We start from the raw sequence: 14035 nt of genomic DNA on the forward strand, positions 1-14035 counted from the left end.
CGTGGCTTCCCCGTTGCCCCGTCGATGCCCGTCATTCAACTCGAACGTGACCCAGAGCACACCCCTTTCCCGGAAAACGGACCATGCCAAAAAAACGGTTGTGGCGCGGCGGAGCGGTTCCTAGGCTGTGGTGCACACGAGAAAGGAGGTGATCCGGAAGTGGTTTCTTTTCGGATGCGTGAGGTGACTGCGGGCTGAGGCCTGCCGTCGCACTCTGTGCACATGTCGGCAGGCCTCCTGCCGCAATACCAAGCAGTCACCGACCCGCGGGTCCGCCGGCACATCCGGCCGGCCTCTCCTCCGGGAGAGAGCAGGACCCGCGGGTTTCTGCGTGTGCGGGCCCGGGCCCGTGGATTTCCCGGGGCCCCGCCGCCCGGTGCGCCCCGGCGGCCGGCCGCGGCTGAGCCCGTACGACCACGGGCGCCGGAGTGCGCACGGCCGATCGCGGTTGAGTACGTGGGTGAGTACGGGAGCCGATCCCCTCGTACAGGCCGGATGGCGAAGATCATCGCCATGAACACCGCACAGACCGCCCCCCGTCCGGCCCCCGCCCCCACCGCGCCCGCCAGGACCACCGCCACGCGGGTCTTCGGCGGGGTGGGGCTGGTGCTGCTGCTCCCCGCCTTCTGCCTCCAGATGCTGACCGCGCTGCTCCAGGCCTTCACCGGGGCGCTGGACCCGCTGCTGGCCGGTGGCGGCGCGCTGTCCTTCTCGGGTCTCACCGGCCTGGCGGCGCTCTGCTTCAGGGAGCAGGCGATGGCGCCCCGGGTCCGCCGCCGGATGGTGATCGCCCAGTGGGCGCTGCTGGCGGTGGGCTCGGTGCCGTCCTGGGTCGTGCTGTTCTGACGGCCGTACGGGCAGTACGTCAGGGGGAGAGCCGCTCCACCCGCCAGGCGCCCTCTCCGCCCGGGCCCCCGTCCTCGTGGACGTACCGCAGCCGGTCGTGCAGCCGGTTCTCGTGGCCCTGCCAGAACTCCACCGCCCGCGGGGTGACCCGGAAGCCGCCCCAGTCCGGCGGCACCGGGACCTGCTCGCCCTCCGGATGGCGCGCGGCCAACTCCTCGTAACGCGCCATCAGTTCGCCCCGGGAGCCGATCACCGAGGACTGGGCGCTGGCCCAGGCGCCGAGCTGGGAGCCGTGCGGGCGGGTGCGGAAGTAGGCGGCGGTCTCGTCCCGGCCGACCCGGGCGGCGGTGCCGGTGACGATGACCTGGCGGGCCACCGGGTGCCAGGGGAAGAGCAGGGCGATCGACGGGTTGGCGGCCAGCTCCCTGCCCTTGCGGGAACCGTAGTTGGTGTAGAAGACGAAGCCCCGCTCGTCGTAGTGCTTGAGCAGCACCGTGCGGGAGGAGGGGTGGCCGTCGGGGGTCGCGGTGGAGACCACCATGGCGTTCGGCTCGTGGATCGCCGGGGTCTTGGCCGCGTCCTCGAACCAGCGGGCGAACTGGCTCATCGGATCGGCTGCGAGGTCCTGCTCGGCGAGTTCGGCGGTGCGGTACTGCTCGCGCATCTCGGCGGGGTCCAGGGCGGCGTCGCGGGCTTCGGTCACGGGGCCCATCCTGCCGCAGCGGGGCGGCCGAGCGGACGGGCAGGCCCATTCTGCCCACCGGCGGCGGCGGTCAACCCCCGCCGCGAAATCCGCACAGTGTGCCGGATGTCACGCTTCCCCGCATCGGCGGAAGCGGACAGACTCATGGGCTGGGACGTTGTCGCATCCCCCCATTCCCCGCCGCGGGCCGCACGGGACGGCCACCGCCCGGCCGGGGTGCGTCGGGGCCGTGCGACCCGCGCCCACCCCGCCGTAGCACCCTGCGTCCACCACACGAGGAGCCGCCTGATGTCCGACTTCGTACCCGGACTCGAAGGAGTCGTCGCGTTCGAGACGGAGATCGCCGAACCGGACAAGGAGGGCGGCGCGCTGCGGTACCGCGGCGTCGACATCGAGGACCTGGTCGGCCATGTCTCCTTCGGCAACGTGTGGGGGCTGCTGGTGGACGGGGCGTTCAACCCCGGTCTGCCGCCCGCCGAGCCGTTCCCGATCCCGGTGCACTCCGGGGACATCCGGGTCGACGTGCAGTCCGCGCTGGCCATGCTCGCCCCGGTGTGGGGCCTGAGGCCGCTGCTGGACATCAGCGAGGAGCAGGCCCGCGACGACCTGGCCCGCGCGGCGGTGATGGCGCTGTCCTACGTGGCGCAGTCCGCGCGCGGGCAGGGGCTGCCGATGGTCCCGCAGAACGAGATCGACAAGGCGCGGTCGGTGGTCGAGCGGTTCATGATCCGCTGGCGCGGTGAGCCCGACCCCAAGCACGTCAAGGCCGTGGACGCGTACTGGACCTCGGCGGCGGAGCACGGGATGAACGCCTCCACGTTCACCGCCCGGGTGATCGCCTCCACCGGCGCGGACGTGGCCGCGGCGCTGTCCGGCGCGGTGGGCGCGATGTCCGGTCCGCTGCACGGCGGGGCGCCGTCCCGGGTGCTGGGCATGATCGAGGAGATCGAGCGCGAGGGCGACGCGGCGGCGTGGGTGCGCCGGGCGCTGGACCGCGGTGAGCGGCTGATGGGTTTCGGCCACCGCGTCTACCGCGCCGAGGACCCGCGCGCCCGGGTGCTGCGCCGCACCGCCCGCGAGCTGGGCGCGCCGCGCTTCGAGGTGGCGGAGGCGCTGGAGAAGGCCGCGCTGGAGGAGCTGCACAACCGCCGCCCGGACCGGGTGCTGGCGACGAACGTGGAGTTCTGGGCGGCGATCACGCTGGACTTCGCGGAGGTCCCGGCGCACATGTTCACCTCGATGTTCACCTGCGCCCGCACCGCGGGCTGGAGCGCGCACATCCTGGAGCAGAAGCGCACCGGCCGCCTGGTCCGCCCCTCCGCCCGCTACACCGGCCCGAGCACCCGCAGCCCCCAGGACATCCCGGGGTACGCGGAGATCGGCGACTGACGTCGGCCTGAGGACGTGAGTACGTGTGGGGGCGCCGCCCGGGGAGGGCGGCGCCCCCTTCGGGCACCCGCCGGGCCGACGACGCGACCCCGGCTGCGGACCGGCGTCAGACGGCCACGAGAGAGACGCGTTCGCCGCAGAGTCGGTCCATGTCGTCCAGGTCGGAGGTCAACATCACCACGGGAGGCTCTTGCCGGAGAGCCGCCTCGGCCACGGTCGCGTCGATGGCGTACTTGTGGCCGTGCAGACCGGCCCCGATGAGCAGCCGGGCGGCAGTCCTGGCGGACTGCTCGGTGACCGGCTCGACCTTGATGCGGGACAGCAGCCAGTTGAGGCGAGGCATGTTCACCTTGGCGTGCATAACCTCGATGATCGTGTTGGCGGAGATGGCGACAGTGGCTCCGGCCCGCCAATAGACCCGAAGTCGCGCCATGACCTTGCGGTCTTCCGCGATCGCCGCCGAAAGGCCCTGCGAGTCCAAGAAGATGATGCCAAGGGGGGTGGTCACGCGGCCCTCGCAGTGGTGGTTCCAGCCAGGGCCTCACGCTCACGCTGCCTCTTCAGGGCCGCTTCCAGCTCCTCCTGGGCTTCCGCCAGCTCTTCCTCGGTGAAAGCACCATGCTCCGCTTCGTAGCGGTCCAGTTCCTGACCCAGGAGTTCATGCCGCACCCGCCGGGCCACCGCCTCCGCCACGTAGGCGGACACGTTGTCCGTGAGCTTCTTGACCTCCTCCAGGTACTCGGTGGGGATGGTCACCGTGACGCGCGTCGTCTCAGCCATGCGATCAGCATACCGTCCACCTGCATACCCAAGGTATGCATTAACGTTTCAGCGCCTCCTCCACGATCCGCCCCCACTCCACGACCACCCGCTCCCGGCGGGCCGTGTCGTCGGTGAGGAGGTTGGCGAGGCCCAGGCCGCGGGCCATGTCCAGCAGGCCCTGGACGGTCTCGCGGACGCCGGGGCGGGACTCGTCGGCGGCGAGGAGGTCCACGGCGATGCGGTGGGTCTCGCGGCCGACACGGGCCTCCAGCTCGGTGACCCGGTCGCGGAGCTGCGGTTCGTCGGAGGCGGCGACCCAGAGGTGGAGGGCGGCGCGGAAGAGGGGGCCGGTGTAGAGGTCGACCAGGGCGGCGACGGTCTCGGGGCGGGTGCGCACCGGGAGGGTGCGCAGGGCGTGCGAGCGCTCCTCGGCGACGTACTCCACCGCCGCGGTGAACAGGTCCTCCCGGGTGGGGAAGTGGTGCTGGGCGGCGCCCCGGGAGACCCCGGCCCGCTCGGCGACCACCGCGACCGTGGAGCCCGCCCAGCCGCGGTCGGCCAGGCAGGACACGGCCGCTTCCAGGAGCCGCTGCCGGGTGGCCCGGCTGCGGTCCTGCTTCGGCCCCCTGGCCGGGTCGGTCACCACGCCCATGTCACCACACCCATGCCGACCCCCATGTCACCACCCGTACGGGCTCCCGTGTCACAACACCCACACGGGGTCCCGTCGTTCGAGGAACGCTGTCATGCCCTCGCGGGCCTCCGCCGAGGCGAAGAGCGAGGCCGAGCGCTGCACGAGGTCCTCCGCGTCGCGCTCGAACATCTCCAGCACCCTAGCCGTGACCAGCCGCTTGGCCTCCGCCAGCCCTCGCGGCGAGGCCCGGCGCATCCCGTCCAGGATGGCGGCGAGGGCCTTGTCGGCGTCGTCGGGGGCGAGGGTGACCAGCCCGATACGGGCCGCCTCGGCCGCGTCGAACCGCTCCCCGGTGAGGTAGTAGCGGGCGGCGGCGCGCGGCTCCAGCCGGGGCAGCAGGGTGAGCGAGATGACCGAGGGCGCCACCCCGATCCGTACCTCGGACAGCGCGAAGTCCGCCTCGGGCCCGGCCACCGCCACATCGCAGGCGGCCAGCAGCCCGAGCCCGCCCGCGCGGACGTGCCCGGTCACCCGGGCCACCACCGGCTTGGGCAGCTCAACGATCTGCCGCAGCAGCGAGACGAAGGTGTACGGGTTGGGCGGGGCCTTGAGGTCGGCGCCCGCGCTGAAGGTGTTGCCGGTGTGGGTCAGCACCACCGCCCGTACCGCCCGGTCCTTGCCGCACTCGGCCAGCGCGGTCGACAGCTCGGCGACCAGCGCCGCGGAGAGCGCGTTGCGACTGGCCGGTGCGTCCAGGGCCAGGGTGGTGACACCGCGCTCGTGCGCGGTGGTGACATGACCGCTCATGTGTACTCACGCTCCCTCGGTTCGCGTCTCGGGATCGTCCCGGACGCCGCCCTCCGCGCGCCGCCGGTGGACGCGGCGGCGCGGCGGATCCTCTTGTACGGAGCGACCTGCCCCGCGAGGGAGGCGATGATGTCTGGTCGGCCGCCCGGGGTGTCAGGTGGATACGGGCCGGGGGCCCGCCGGGGCGGCTGTCCGCAGCCGGGCCGGCACCGGGAGCAGTACGGCGCGCCGGCACGGCTCGCTGGTCCGCGTCCGCCGTTCCCGCGGTGTGGCGCCCGGACCTCCGGCCAGTGCCCGACGGTCCACTCGCGGAAGGCCGGATACTCGCAGCCCGCGCAGGTGATCGGGACGACCTGTGATCAGTACGACTTGGGCAGGCCCAGGGTCTGGTGGGAGACGTAGTTGAGGATCATCTCCCGGCTGACCGGGGCGATCCGCGCCACCCGGGAGGCGGTGATCAGCTCGGCCAGCCCGAACTCGCGGGTCAGCCCGTTGCCGCCGAGGGTGTGCACGGCCTGGTCCACCGCCCGTACACAGGCCTCCCCGGCCGCGTACTTGGCCATGTTGGCCGCCTCGCCCGCGCCGAGGTCGTCGCCCGCGTCATAGAGGTGGGCCGCCTTCTGCATCATCAACCGGGCCAGCTCCAGCTCGATATGGGCCTGCGCGAGCGGATGGGCGATGGCCTGGTGGGCGCCGATCGGGGTCTTCCAGACCTGGCGCTCCTTGGCGTAGCCGAGGGCCTTGGCGAGCGCGTGGCGGCCCATGCCGACGGCGAACGCGGCGGTCATGATGCGTTCCGGGTTGAGGCCGGCGAACAGCTGGAGCAGCCCCGCGTCCTCGTCCCCGACCAGGGCGTCGGCGGGCAGCCGTACGTCGTCCAGCACCAGCTCGAACTGACGCTCGTGGGCGCGCAGTTCCATGTCGATGGCGCGGCGCTGGAAGCCCTGCGCGTCCCGGGGGACGACGAACAGACAGGGCTTCAGCTTCCCTGTGCGGGCGTCCTCGGTGCGGCCGACGATCAGGGTGGACTCGGCGATGTCCACGCCCGAGACGAACACCTTGCGCCCGGTGAGCAGCCAGCCGCCGCCGTCCGGATCGCGCCGAGCGGTGGTGGTGATCCGGTGCGAGTTGGACCCGGCGTCCGGCTCGGTGATGCCGAAGGCCATGGTCCGGCTGCCGTCCGCCAGCCCCGGCAGCCAGCGGGCCTTCTGCTCCTCGGTGCCGAAGCGGGCGATCACCGTGCCGCAGATCGCGGGCGAGACGATCATCATCAGCAGGGGGCATCCGGCGGCGCCCAGTTCCTCCAGTACGAGGGAGAGTTCGGTCATGCCGCCGCCCCCGCCGCCGTACTCCTCGGGCAGGTTGACGCCCAGATAGCCGAGCTTCCCGGCCTCCGCCCAAACGGCGTCCCGCTCCTCCGCCGCATGGGTGCGGCCGTGCCGGGCGCCGAACGCGGCGACGGCGGCCCGTAGCGCGGACTGCTCCTCGGTCTCCACCACGGCATTGCTGCTGGTCACGGTTAAGCCTCCTCCTGGACGACGGCGAGCAGGGCGCCGACCTCGACCTGGCGGCCGGGGGCGGTGTGGAGCGCGGTGAGCGTGCCGGAGGCGGGAGCGGTGACGCGGTGCTCCATCTTCATGGCCTCCAGCCAGACGAGCGGCTGCCCGGCCGCCACCCGGTCACCGAGGGCGAGCTCCGCCACCCGGGTGACGGTGCCGGGCATGGGCGCGAGCAGCGAACCGGGCGCGGTGCGCTCGGCGGGGTCGGTGAAGCGGGGGCGGGGGGTGAGGCGGTACGCGGTGGTGGCGGTGTCCACGTGGACAGGGCCGTCGGCGGCCGCCGCGACCCGGTACGGGCGGGTGACGCCGCCCACCTCCAGCCGGACCAGCCCGGGGGCGACCGCGACGGCCCGGACCTCCGGGTGGGAGTCCACCGTGAAGTCGCCCCTGGTGTGCCGGTAGCGGACCTCGTGGTCGCCGTAGCGGGCGGTCTGCGGCTGGGAGGGCAGGTTGCGGAAGGCGCCGAAGCGGCCGGTACGGGACGAGGCGGCGGCCAGCGCGGCGGCGACCGCCGCGTACTCCTCCCCGGGGGCCGGTGCGGTCAGCCCGTCCAGATGGCGGCCGTAGAAGCCGGTGTCCATGGCCCCGGCCGCGAACTCCGGGTGGCGCAGGGAGCGGACCAGCAGTTCGCGGTTGGTGACCGGGCCGTGGACGCGGGCCCGTTCCAGGGCGGCGGCCAGTCGCCGTACCGCCTCGGCGCGGGTGGGCGCAGAGGCGACGACCTTGGCGAGCAGGGCGTCGTAGTGGACGGTGACGGTGTCCCCGTCCGCGTATCCGGCGTCGACCCGGATGCCGTCCGGGGCCGGGATCTGGAGGCGGTGCAGTACGCCGGTGCCGGGGGCGAAGTCCCGGGCCGGGTCCTCGGCGTAGAGCCGGGCCTCCACCGCGTGCCCACCGGGGGCGGGCGGCGCGGCCGGGAGGGCGGCGCCCTCGGCGCAGGCCAGTTGGAGGGCGACCAGGTCGATGCCGAACACCGCCTCGGTGACCGGGTGTTCGACCTGGAGGCGGGTGTTCATCTCCAGGAAGTACGCCTTGCCGCCCGCGACCAGGAACTCCACCGTCCCCGCCCCGGTGTAGCCGACGGCCCGGGCGGCCGCCACCGCCGCCTCGTCCAGGGCGGCCCGCAGCCCCTCGTCCAGCCCGGGCGCGGGCGCCTCCTCGATCACCTTCTGGTGGCGGCGCTGGAGCGAGCAGTCCCGGGTGCCAAGGGTCCACACCGTGCCGTGCGCGTCGGCGAGGACCTGCACCTCCACATGGCGGCCGCGCTCCAGATACGGCTCGGCGAACACCTCGCCGTCCCCGAAGGCCGCCCGGGCCTCGGCCCTGGCCGCCGCCAGCTCACCGTCCAGGTCGGCCATCTCCCGTACCACCCGCATACCGCGCCCACCGCCGCCCGCCGCCGCCTTCAGCAGCAGCGGCAGATCGGCCCCGGTGGCCGCCGCCGGGTCCACCGGGGCGAGCAGCGGCACCCCGGCGGCGGCCATCAGCTCCTTGGCCCGGGTCTTGGAGGCCATCGCCTCGATCGCCTTGGGCGGCGGGCCCACCCAGACCAGGCCGGCGTCCAGCACCGCGCGGGCGAAGTCGGCGTTCTCGGAGAGGAAGCCGTACCCCGGATGGACCGCGTCCGCCCCGGCGGCCAGCGCGGCGGCCACCACCAGGTCGGCGCGGAGGTAGGTGTCGGCGGGCGCGGCCCCCGGCAGCCGTACCGCCGCGTCCGCCTCCCGTACGTGCAGGGCCCCGGCGTCCGGGTCGGAGTGCACGGCGACGGTGGAGATGCCCAGCTCACGGCAGGTGCGGAAGACCCGGCAGGCGATCTCGCCCCGGTTGGCGACCAGCAAGCTGGAGATCAGGGGATTCATCGGATCCATGGGCTTCATCGGATCCGTGGGATCCGTGGGATCCGTGGGATCCGTGGGATCCGTGGGATCCGTGGGATTCATGGGATTCATGGGATTCATCGGGCCCCTCACATCCGGAAGACGCCGAAGCCGCCGCGCACGCCCTGGTACGGGGCGGTGTGCACGGCCGACAGGCACAGGCCGAGGACGGTGCGGGTGTCGCGCGGGTCGATGACCCCGTCGTCGTACAGCCGCCCGGACAGGAACATCGGCAGCGACTCCGCCTCCACCTGCTGCTCCACCATGGCGCGCAGCGCCGCGTCGCCCTCGTCGTCATAGGGCTGCCCCTTGGCGGCGGCCGAGGCGCGGGCCACGATCGACAGCACCCCGGCGAGCTGCTGGGGACCCATCACGGCCGACTTGGCGCTCGGCCAGGCGAACAGGAAGCGCGGGTCGTAGGCGCGACCGCACATGCCGTAGTGCCCGGCCCCGTAGGAGGCGCCGACCAGCACCGACAGATGCGGGACCGTGGAGTTGGCCACCGCGTTGATCATCATCGAGCCGTGTTTGACGATGCCGCCCTGCTCGTACTCCCGGCCCACCATGTAGCCGGTGGTGTTGTGCAGGAACAGCAGCGGGATGTCCCGCTGGTTGGCGAGCTGGATGAACTGGGCGGCCTTCTGCGACTCCTGGCTGAACAGCACCCCCTGGGCGTTGGCGAGCACCCCGACCGGATAGCCGTGCAGCGCGGCCCACCCGGTCACCAGGCTGGTCCCGTACAGCGGCTTGAACTCGTCGAAGTCCGAGCCGTCCACGATCCGGGCGATCACCTCGCGCGGGTCGAAGGGGGTGCGCAGATCGCCCGGGACGATGCCGAGCAGCTCCTCCGGGTCGTACGTCGGCGGCTCGGCAGGCGGAGGATCGGCGTACGCCTTGCGGTGGCCGAGCCGGGCCACGATCCGCCGTGCCTGCCGGATGGCGTCATGCTCGTCCACCGCGTAGTGGTCGGCCAGCCCGCTGGTCCGGGCGTGCATCCGCGCCCCGCCCAGCGACTCGTCGTCGCTCTCCTCCCCGGTGGCCATCTTCACCAGCGGCGGTCCACCCAGGAACACCTTGGAGCGCCCGTCGATCATCACCGTGTGGTCGGACATCCCGGGGACGTACGCGCCGCCCGCCGTCGAGTTGCCGAAGACCACCGCGATGGTCGGTATCCCGGCCGCCGACAGCCGGGTGATGTCCCGGAAGAGCGCGCCACCGGGGATGAAGATCTCCTTCTGGGAGGGCAGATCGGCGCCCCCGGACTCCACCAGCGCGATGCACGGCAGCCGGTTGGCGCGGGCGATCTCGTTGGCCCGCAGCGCCTTCTTCAGCGTCCAGGGGTTGGACGAACCACCGCGTACCGTCGGGTCGTTGGCGGTGATCAGGCACTCCACGCCCTCGACCACCCCGATCCCGGTGACCATCGAGCCGCCCACCGGGTAGTCGCTGCCCCAGGCGGCGAGCGGGGACAGCTCCAGGAAGGGCGCGTCCGGGTCGAGCAGCAGCTCGATCCGCTCCCGGGCGAGCAGCTTGCCGCGCGAGCGGTGCCGGGCGGTGTACTTCTCGCCGCCGCCCGCGAGCGCCTTGGCGTGCTCGGCGTCCAGGGCGGCCAGCTTCTCCAGCATGGTGTCCCGGTTGGCGGTGAACTCCTCGGCGGCCGGGTCGAGTCGGGAGCCGATCACGGTCACAGCAGGGCCTCCGGTATGTCGAGGTGGCGGGCGCGCAGCCATTCGCCGAGCGCCTTGGCCTGCGGGTCGAACCGGGCCTGGGCGGCGACGCCCTCACCGAGCAGCCCGGCCACGGTGAAGTTCAGCGCCCGCAGGTTCGGCAGCAGATGCCGCCGCACGGGCAGGTCGGCCGTCTCCGGCAGCAGTTCGCGGAAGCGGTCGACGGTGAGGGCGTGGGCCAGCCACCGCCAGCCGGCCTCGTCCCGGGCCCACACCCCCACATTGGCGTCCCCGCCCTTGTCCCCGCTGCGGGCCCCGGCCACCACCCCGAGCGGCGCCCGCCGCACCGGCCCGGGAGGCAGCGGCGGCGGCGACTCCGGTACGGGGACGGGCTCGGGCTCCCTCGCATCCGGCGGGTCCGGCACGATGACCCGCTCCCCGTCCGGCAGCACCGCCGTGTGCGCGACCGCGCCCCGCTCCACGTACCCCGCCTCGAACACCCCGTAGGGGGCGCCCTTCCCCGGCGGCGCGGTCAGATGGAAGCCCGGGTAGCTGGCAAGGGCCAGCTCCACCGCCGCCCCGCTGACCGCCCGTCCCACCCGCTCCGGGTCCTGGTCGCGGACGACGAGCCGGAGCAGGGCGCTGGCGGTCTCCTCGGTGGCCGCGTCGGGGCGGTCGGTGCGGGCCAGCTCCCAGCGCACGTCGGCCGTCCCGCCGAGCGCCTGGGACATCTGCTCCTTCACCAACTCCGCCTTGGCCTCGATGTCCAGCCCCGTGAGGACGAAGACGACCTCGTTGCGCCAGCCGCCGAGGCGGGTGGTGCCGGTCTTGAGCCGGGGCGGCGGGGCCTCGCCCCGTACCCCGGAGATCCGCACCCGGTCCGGGCCGTCCTGCGCCAGCCGTACGGAGTCCAGCCGCAGGGTCACATCCGGCCCGGGGTAGCGGGCGCCCGCCGTCTCGTACAGCAACTGGGCGGTGACCGTGCCGATGTCCACCAGCCCGCCGGTGCCGGGGTGCTTGGTGATCACCGAGCACCCGTCCGCGTCGATCTCGGCGAGGGGGAAGCCCGGGTGCCGGAGGTCGTGTCCGTTCCCGGCCCCCTCGGCGAAGAAGGCGTAGTTGCCGCCGGTGGCCTGGGTGCCGCACTCCAGTACGTGCCCGGCGGCGACCGCGCCCGCGAGCCGGTCGTACTCCTTGGGGCCCCAGTCGAACCACCAGGCGGCCGGGCCGCTGACCAGCGCCGCGTCGGTGATCCGCCCGGTGACCACCACATCGGCCCCGGCCCGCAGGCAGGCGGTGACCCCGGCGCCGCCGAGGTAGGCGTTGGCGGTCAGCGCCCCCTCGGGCGGCGGGAGGCGGTCGCCCTCCACATGGGCGATACGGATCCCCGGAAGGCCCAGCCGTTCCGCGAGCGCGCGCAGGGCGGCGGCGAGGCCGGCCGGGTTCAGCCCGCCCGCGTTGGCGACGATCCTGACCCCCTGGTCGTGGGCCAGGCCCAAGCCCTCCTCCATCTGCCGCAGAAAGGTCTTGGCGTACCCGAGGGAGGGGTCCTTGAGGCTGTCCCGGCCGAGGATGAGCAGGGTCAGCTCGGCGAGGTAGTCCCCGGTGAGGACGTCCAGCCCGCCGCCGGTCAGCATCTCCCGGACGGCGTCGAACCGGTCGCCGTAGAAGCCGGAGGCGTTGCCGATCCGCAGCGGGGCCCTCATGCGGGTGCCTCGGCCCTGGTGGCGGGCCGCCCTCGCCCCGGCGGTCCGGCGAAGGCCTGGGCGATGTCCAGCCAGTGGTCGGCGTCGGCGCCCTCCGCGCGCAGGGCCAGGTCGGCGCGGTGGGCCCGCTGGGTGGCGAGCAGGCAGAAGTCGAGTGCGGGGCCGGTGACCTTCTGGGGCGCGTCCTCGGGCCCGTACGCCCAGAGGGCGCCGTCGGGGGCGGTCAGCTCCACCCGGAACGGGGCGGCCGGCGGGCGCAGGCCCCGTACCGCGTACGCGTAGTCCCGGGCCCGTACGCCGATCCAGGCGACATGCCGCAGCCGCGCCGTGGGCTTCCGTACGACGCCCAGCGCATCCGCCACGTCCTGCCCGTGCGCCCAGGTCTCCATCAGCCGCGCGGTCGCCAGCGAGGTGACCGACATCGGCGGGCCGTACCAGGGGAAGCGGGCCCCGGCCGGGGCGGCCCGCAGGGCCTCCTGCAACCGCTCGCGCCCCTCCCGCCAGCGGGCCAGCAACTCCCCCGGCTCCCGCGCGGCCCCCGCCTCCGCCCCCTCGTCCACAAAGGACTCCGGTGCCTCCGCCGCCCTGGCGACATGACCGGCGAAGGCGTCCGGGTCGGTGGCGGCGAGCAGCGCGGCGCTGTCGGTCCAGGCCAGATGGGCGATCTGGTGGGCGACGGTCCAGCCGGGAGCGGGGGTGGGCGCGGCCCAGACGTCCGGCCGGCCGCCGGAAGGGATTCCCGCCACCAGGCGGTCCAGCTCCTCGCTCTCCTCACGCAGGTCATCGAGGACCGGTGCGGCGTCGGACACGGTGCGCTCCCTCCGGGACGGCACGGACACACCACGGCCGCCCGGCGGTCAGGGCGTGGGAGCCCGGCCGTCGGCACGGCGGTGCGTGTCCCGGAGCATGGCAGCGCCCGGATAAACAATCAAGCGTGCTTGCTTTACTTCTGGCCACGCGCGGGCTCGGTGGGCCCGGCCGCCAACCGCGCCTGGGAGCGCACCGCACCGATGCTGGCCGCGATGACCAGCGCGATCGCGAACGCCTCCAGGAGGTGGAGCCCCTGCCCCAGCACCAGGAGTCCCGCGATCGCGGCGATGGCCGGTTCCAGGCTCATCAGCACCGCGAAGGTGGGCGCGGGCAGCCGCCGCAGGGCCAGCAGCTCCAGCGTGTACGGCAGCACCGACGACATCAGCGCGACCGCCAGCCCCAGGGCGATGGTGGACGGCACCAGCAACCTGCCCCCCGCCTCCCACACCCCGAACGGCAGACTGATCACCGCGCCCACGGCCATGGCCAGCGCCAGCCCGTCGGCCTGCGGGAACCGCCGCCCGGTGCGGGCGCTGAACACGATGTACGCGGCCCACATCACGCCCGCGCCGAGGGCGAACGCGGCCCCGGCCGGATCCAGCCGGCCGAACCCGCCGCCACTGAGCAGCGCGACCCCGCCCAGCGCCAGGGCGGCCCAGACCAGGTTCACCAGCCGCCGGGACGCCACCACGGACAGCACCAGCGGGCCCAGCACCTCCAGGGTGACGGCCGGGCCGAGCGGGATGCGGTCCACCGCCTGGTAGAAGAGGATGTTCATCCCGGCCAGGGCGACACCGAAGGCGACCACCGTCCCCCAGTCGGCGCGCCCGTACCCGCGCAGCCGGGGGCGGCAGACCACCAGCAGCACCCCGGCCGCCAGCAGCAGCCGCAGCGTCACCACGCCCAGCGCCCCGGCGCGCGGCATCAGCATCACCGCGATCGCCGCGCCGAACTGCACCGAGAACCCACCCGCGACCACCAGCGCCACCGGCCCGAGCCGCCGCCCCGCTCCCGTCCGCTCCCCGCCTCGCCCCGGGCGCGCGGCGACGCTCTCCGGCAGCGACACGGCGGACGCGTCCGCGGACAGGCCTGCGGCGGCTTCGCTTCGGGCGGCGTCGTTCACCGGGGAGCCTCGGGCTTTCTGTGCGGGTGGGGGCAGTAAGGGATCAAGGTCCATTGAAGTGGACCAGTCAGCGCAACATACTGCACCGCCATCCTGGGACTCCAGCGGCTTTCCCCGCGGTCCGCCATCCGGGATGCCGTGCCCCTCGTCTC

13 protein-coding genes are annotated in these 14035 nt (G+C 73.8%); 2 read left to right on the top strand and 11 right to left on the bottom strand.

Going from position 1 to position 14035, the window contains the following annotated elements; genetic code table 11:
- The first annotated feature begins 513 nt into the window (after positions 1–513).
- Positions 514–846 carry a hypothetical protein gene (locus M1O15_RS17645; protein WP_248634856.1) on the top strand — a complete coding sequence of 111 codons (333 nt, stop codon included), beginning with the start codon at positions 514–516 and terminating at the stop codon, positions 844–846.
- Positions 847–865: 19 nt separating this feature from the next.
- On the opposite strand, the gene pdxH is transcribed toward M1O15_RS17645, so the two are convergent.
- A complete protein-coding gene (gene pdxH, locus M1O15_RS17650) occupies positions 866–1558 on the bottom strand; it encodes a pyridoxamine 5'-phosphate oxidase (RefSeq protein WP_248634858.1) in 693 nt (230 codons plus the stop codon).
- A gap of 279 nt (positions 1559–1837) precedes the next feature.
- Between pdxH and M1O15_RS17655 the strand changes: the two genes are divergently transcribed.
- The gene (locus tag M1O15_RS17655) at positions 1838–2938 is read left to right on the top strand and encodes a citrate synthase 2 (protein WP_248634859.1); all 1101 of its coding nucleotides are present in this window, start codon (positions 1838–1840) and stop codon (positions 2936–2938) included.
- Positions 2939–3044: 106 nt separating this feature from the next.
- Here the strand turns inward: M1O15_RS17655 and M1O15_RS17660 are convergent, their stop codons facing one another.
- From M1O15_RS17660 to M1O15_RS17705, 10 genes are all read right to left on the bottom strand, one after another.
- On the bottom strand, positions 3045–3446 hold the full coding sequence (locus M1O15_RS17660; protein WP_248634860.1) for a PIN domain-containing protein: 402 nt from the start codon (positions 3444–3446) through the stop codon (positions 3045–3047).
- Positions 3443–3718 carry a hypothetical protein gene (locus tag M1O15_RS17665; protein WP_248634861.1) on the bottom strand — a complete coding sequence of 92 codons (276 nt, stop codon included), beginning with the start codon at positions 3716–3718 and terminating at the stop codon, positions 3443–3445. The genes M1O15_RS17660 and M1O15_RS17665 overlap by 4 nt, the downstream gene beginning before the upstream one ends.
- Before the next feature lie 40 nt (positions 3719–3758).
- The gene (locus M1O15_RS17670) at positions 3759–4352 is read right to left on the bottom strand and encodes a TetR/AcrR family transcriptional regulator (protein ID WP_248634862.1); all 594 of its coding nucleotides are present in this window, start codon (positions 4350–4352) and stop codon (positions 3759–3761) included.
- Positions 4353–4403: 51 nt separating this feature from the next.
- Positions 4404–5141: an enoyl-CoA hydratase family protein gene (locus M1O15_RS17675; protein ID WP_248634864.1), complete on the bottom strand. Its 738-nt coding sequence runs from the start codon at positions 5139–5141 to the stop codon at positions 4404–4406.
- Positions 5142–5500: 359 nt separating this feature from the next.
- A complete protein-coding gene (locus M1O15_RS17680) occupies positions 5501–6658 on the bottom strand; it encodes an acyl-CoA dehydrogenase family protein (RefSeq protein WP_248634865.1) in 1158 nt (385 codons plus the stop codon).
- A gap of 2 nt (positions 6659–6660) precedes the next feature.
- Entirely contained in the window at positions 6661–8568 is a 1908-nt protein-coding gene (locus tag M1O15_RS17685) for an ATP-binding protein (RefSeq protein ID WP_248634867.1), read from the bottom strand.
- A 98-nt stretch (positions 8569–8666) separates the two neighbouring features.
- Positions 8667–10265 (bottom strand): acyl-CoA carboxylase subunit beta, encoded by a 1599-nt coding sequence (locus tag M1O15_RS17690; protein WP_248634869.1) that lies wholly within the window; start codon positions 10263–10265, stop codon positions 8667–8669.
- A complete protein-coding gene (locus tag M1O15_RS17695) occupies positions 10262–11950 on the bottom strand; it encodes an acyclic terpene utilization AtuA family protein (protein ID WP_248634871.1) in 1689 nt (562 codons plus the stop codon). The genes M1O15_RS17690 and M1O15_RS17695 overlap by 4 nt, the downstream gene beginning before the upstream one ends.
- The gene (locus M1O15_RS17700) at positions 11947–12759 is read right to left on the bottom strand and encodes a TIGR03084 family metal-binding protein (protein WP_248634872.1); all 813 of its coding nucleotides are present in this window, start codon (positions 12757–12759) and stop codon (positions 11947–11949) included. Before M1O15_RS17700 ends, M1O15_RS17695 begins: the two co-directional genes overlap by 4 nt.
- A 134-nt stretch (positions 12760–12893) precedes the next feature.
- On the bottom strand, positions 12894–13883 hold the full coding sequence (locus M1O15_RS17705; RefSeq protein ID WP_248634874.1) for an EamA family transporter: 990 nt from the start codon (positions 13881–13883) through the stop codon (positions 12894–12896).
- Between the last annotated feature and the right edge of the window lie 152 nt (positions 13884–14035).

It is taken from the genome of Streptomyces lichenis, from assembly GCF_023218175.1.
In the GTDB taxonomy this organism is placed as follows: domain Bacteria; phylum Actinomycetota; class Actinomycetes; order Streptomycetales; family Streptomycetaceae; genus Streptomyces; species Streptomyces lichenis.

Bases quoted from the DNA above. Each gene is read 5' to 3' on its own strand.
- M1O15_RS17645 (WP_248634856.1), top strand. From the start codon at position 514: ATGAACACCGCACAGACCGCCCCCCGTCCGGCCCCCGCCCCCACCGCG.
- pdxH (WP_248634858.1), bottom strand. From the start codon at position 1,558: ATGGGCCCCGTGACCGAAGCCCGCGACGCCGCCCTGGACCCCGCCGAG.
- M1O15_RS17655 (WP_248634859.1), top strand. From the start codon at position 1,838: ATGTCCGACTTCGTACCCGGACTCGAAGGAGTCGTCGCGTTCGAGACG.
- M1O15_RS17665 (WP_248634861.1), bottom strand. From the start codon at position 3,718: ATGGCTGAGACGACGCGCGTCACGGTGACCATCCCCACCGAGTACCTG.
- M1O15_RS17670 (WP_248634862.1), bottom strand. From the start codon at position 4,352: ATGGGCGTGGTGACCGACCCGGCCAGGGGGCCGAAGCAGGACCGCAGC.
- M1O15_RS17675 (WP_248634864.1), bottom strand. From the start codon at position 5,141: ATGAGCGGTCATGTCACCACCGCGCACGAGCGCGGTGTCACCACCCTG.
- M1O15_RS17685 (WP_248634867.1), bottom strand. From the start codon at position 8,568: ATGGATCCGATGAATCCCCTGATCTCCAGCTTGCTGGTCGCCAACCGG.
- M1O15_RS17695 (WP_248634871.1), bottom strand. From the start codon at position 11,950: ATGAGGGCCCCGCTGCGGATCGGCAACGCCTCCGGCTTCTACGGCGAC.